We start from the raw sequence: 3283 nt of genomic DNA on the forward strand, positions 1-3283 counted from the left end.
GATCGCGAAGATATTTGCAGACCCTGGCTAAACGGGTAACCTCTCGAAAATCCAGATTGCGAATAATTTTGGCATGTATTTCTTCGGGCAAATGTAAGAATGTAGGTTTAATTTTGTTCTGTATAGTAACGTCCATGCCCACACTGACACCTGTTGGTGCTTCCTCCAATCGTGGTTTCTTACGTGTACCCGTGAGTGGACCGTCAATTCTGGAATTGCTGTTCGTAGTTTGCATGTCTGCTCCCTCAGAGCTGCAAAGTCAGTATTTACCTTCAGTCAGAAAGCACGTTCGAAATTTAGAACTGGTTTAAAAATGAAAGTTCATAACAATAAGGTCAGTAAAACTAAGCAAAAACAGGGCTGATCCGGGGAAATAACAGAAAGAACTTTTTCATTGAGAGCTCGCTGCAAAAGTTGTAGTCAGGTTCTCAACATAAGGCTGTTTTTAAATCGGCTATCATCAAAACACGCTTAATTGCAGGTTGTTTTAGTCGGTTATACGCTCATCTGATCATCAATCTTACTTCCATAGTTCAGTGATTCTTGCCGTCTTATCCTCACTGCCGGTCATCACGAATCGGCTATCGGCGCTGAAAGTGGCTGCTCGGACTGCTTTCTTGTGTCGAATGGTGGCTTTTTCCAGCCATGATCCATTGGCCCCCAGACCATAAATTTTTGCCGTTTTGTCGCGACTGGCGGTCACCACAAGGCAACCATCGGTGCTGAAGGTGGCTGATCGGATCAAATCTTTGTGAGCAATAGTGGCTTTTTCTACCCATGATCCATCGGTCAGCAGGCCGTAGATTTTCGCCGTTTTGTCAACGCTGACGGTCACCACATGGCGGCCATCGTCGCTGAAGGTGGCTGATAGAACCCAGCCCTCATGGTTAATGGTGGCTTTTTCTTCCCATGACCCATTGGTCTCCTCATGGATCTTTGCCGTGTTATCTTCACTGGCGGTCACCAGATGACGGCCATCGGCACTGAAGTTGGCTGAGTAGACCACATCATCATGGGAAATCGTCGCTATTTCTCTCCATGATTCATCAGCCTGCAGGTCATAGATTTTCGCCGTGCTGTCTTCACTGGCGGTTACCACGAATCGGCTATCGGCGCTGAAGGTGGCTGATAAGACCCTACCCTCATGGTTAATGGTGGCTTTTTCTTCCCATGAACCATCGCTCATAAGGCTATAGATTTTTGCCGTCTTATCATCACTGGCAGTCACCACATGACGGCTATCGGCGCTAAAGATGGCTGACCTGACCCCATTACTGTGTTGAATAGTGGCCTTTACCTCCCATAATCCATTGTCCCCCTGACTACAGATTTTCGCTGTGTAGTCATGGCTGGCGGTCGCCACATGGCGGTCATCGGCGCTGAAGATGGCTGAGTTGACAAAACAAGTATGAAAAATGGTGGCTTTTTCTTCCCATGTTCCATCGTCCTGCAGACTACAGATTTTCGCTGTGTGATCACGGCTGGCTGTCACCAGCTGGCGGCTATCGGCACTAAAGGTGGCCGATCTGAGCCAGCCAGCATGGGTGATGATGCCTTTTGTTTCCCACGATCCATTGGCTTTCTGACCACAGATTTTCACCGTATTACCCAGACTGGTAGTCACCACATGGCGGCTATCGGCGCTAAAGGTGGCTGTATTGACTTCTTCACGATGGGTGATTTTGGCTTTTGTCTCCAGTTTAAATAGTTCACACTGAGACATCATTTTGCTTTTGGTGAAAAGGATCAGAGCAGGAAAATATGCATTATCACGTTTTTTTATGAGTGACTCGACAGTGTCCGTATTGGCAAACGGTGTCAACCAATCACGGAGTTGTTGATCATCTTTTGAAGTAATGATGGTCTTCAGTTGATATTGGTGTGGTGAAGGAAACCGACGAAACCATGCTCTTTCCAGAGCTTTATCATTTTTAACAAGATCGTGAAGATATTTGCAGACCTTTGCTAAACGGGTAACCTCTCGAAAATCCAAAAGGTGAATAATCCTGGCATGTATCTCTTCGGGCAAATGGAAGAATGCAGGTTCAATATTGTCCTGTACACTCACCTCCCTGCCTGCACTGACACCCGATGCGGTTTCATTCAATCGAGGCTGCTTGAGTGTTGGTGAGAGTGAACCATCATTGCTGTAATTGATGTTCGGAGGGTTCATGCCTGGTTCCTGCAGTGGGCGAAAGTCACTATTAATCCTCGGTCAGAAAGGACATTCGAAATTGATTCGGTCTGTTAGAGTCGTTTTTTTAATGAAAGTTCAAAACATTGAGTTCGGTGACACTATGAAAAAGAAGAGTTCTGTTCGACCCTCAATCGCCGCTCCATAGTTCAGTGATTCTCGCCGTTTCATCCTCACTGGTGGTCACCACGAATTGGCCATCGGCGCTGAAGTTGGCTGACCGGACTGCTTTCTTGTGTTGAATGGTGGCTTTTTCCAGCCATGATCCATCGGCCCCCAGACCATAAATTTTTGCCATACTGTCGTAACTGGCGGTCACCACAAGGCAACCATCGGCGCTGAAGGTGACTGACTCGATCAAATCTTTGTGAGAAATGGTGGCTTTTTCTACCCATGATCCATCGGCCAGCAGGCCATAGATTTTCGCCGTGTTGTCATGGCTGGCGGTCACCACATGGCGGCTATCGGCACAGAAGGTGGCTGATCTGACCGCCCCATCGTGTTGAATGGTGGTTTTGTGTTGCCATGACCCATTGGTCTGCTGGTCATGGATTTTTGCTGTCTTATCTTCACTGGCGGTCACCAGATGACGGCCATCGGCGCTGAAGATGGTTGATTTGACTCAACAGCTACTTCCTGCCGTACGCTGTGCAGGTACAGCTTCCTGATATCGTCCTGTGAGTTTTTGACACTGACCTCTATGCGGCTGATGGCATTCCAGGTATCGTCTTTGTCTTTATCGTGGTTCATGCGTTCACCCTATGATTATTTCTTGTGCGTTAATCCAGACAGTGACGGCACAGAGACACCTAACCCTTTAAGTCAGTGGTTGCCGACAGGCAATCCACTGGATTTTATTATTAGGTGGCGTGTTAGTTGTTGGGGAGGCGTTGACGGATGAGTAATTCTAGCTGGTCTATTTTTTCGTCGCTACGTTTAAAGCCTGCATGGGTGGCTTCAGTAAGCGCAGCAATCGTAGCTTTAATTTCTGAGAGTTCACGGTCACGCTGTGCAAAGCGCAACCGATTTTCCTTCTGGTACTCTCGCATTTCCCGTCTTGTTGCCAGTATCTCTTGGTGTGTATCACCA

The 3283-nt window shown here is 47.5% G+C and carries 5 protein-coding genes; all 5 read right to left on the reverse strand.

All coding sequences use genetic code 11. The features are described from left to right. On the reverse strand, positions 1–235 hold a 235-nt coding region (locus KDK16_RS11660; RefSeq protein ID WP_257276244.1), incomplete at its 3' end, for an F-box protein. A 285-nt stretch (positions 236–520) separates the two neighbouring features. Continuing rightward, complete coding sequence (locus KDK16_RS11665) at positions 521–2173, reverse strand: F-box/WD40 repeat-containing protein (RefSeq protein ID WP_257276245.1); 1653 nt, start codon at positions 2171–2173, stop codon at positions 521–523. Between the two features lie 151 nt (positions 2174–2324). Continuing rightward, positions 2325–2777, reverse strand: a complete 453-nt coding sequence (locus KDK16_RS11670; RefSeq protein ID WP_257276246.1) for a WD40 repeat domain-containing protein — start codon at positions 2775–2777, stop codon at positions 2325–2327. Further along, complete coding sequence (locus KDK16_RS11675) at positions 2774–2944, reverse strand: hypothetical protein (RefSeq protein WP_257276247.1); 171 nt, start codon at positions 2942–2944, stop codon at positions 2774–2776. Before KDK16_RS11675 ends, KDK16_RS11670 begins: the two co-directional genes overlap by 4 nt. Positions 2945–3066: 122 nt before the next feature. Further along, on the reverse strand, positions 3067–3283 hold a 217-nt coding region (locus KDK16_RS11680), incomplete at its 5' end, for a hypothetical protein (RefSeq protein ID WP_257276248.1).

The sequence above is a fragment of the Endozoicomonas sp. SESOKO4 genome (assembly GCF_024606275.1).

Coding starts and splice junctions, on each gene's coding strand:
- KDK16_RS11665 (WP_257276245.1), bottom strand. CDS start 2,173: ATGAACCCTCCGAACATCAATTACAGCAATGATGGTTCACTCTCACCA.
- KDK16_RS11675 (WP_257276247.1), bottom strand. CDS start 2,944: ATGAACCACGATAAAGACAAAGACGATACCTGGAATGCCATCAGCCGC.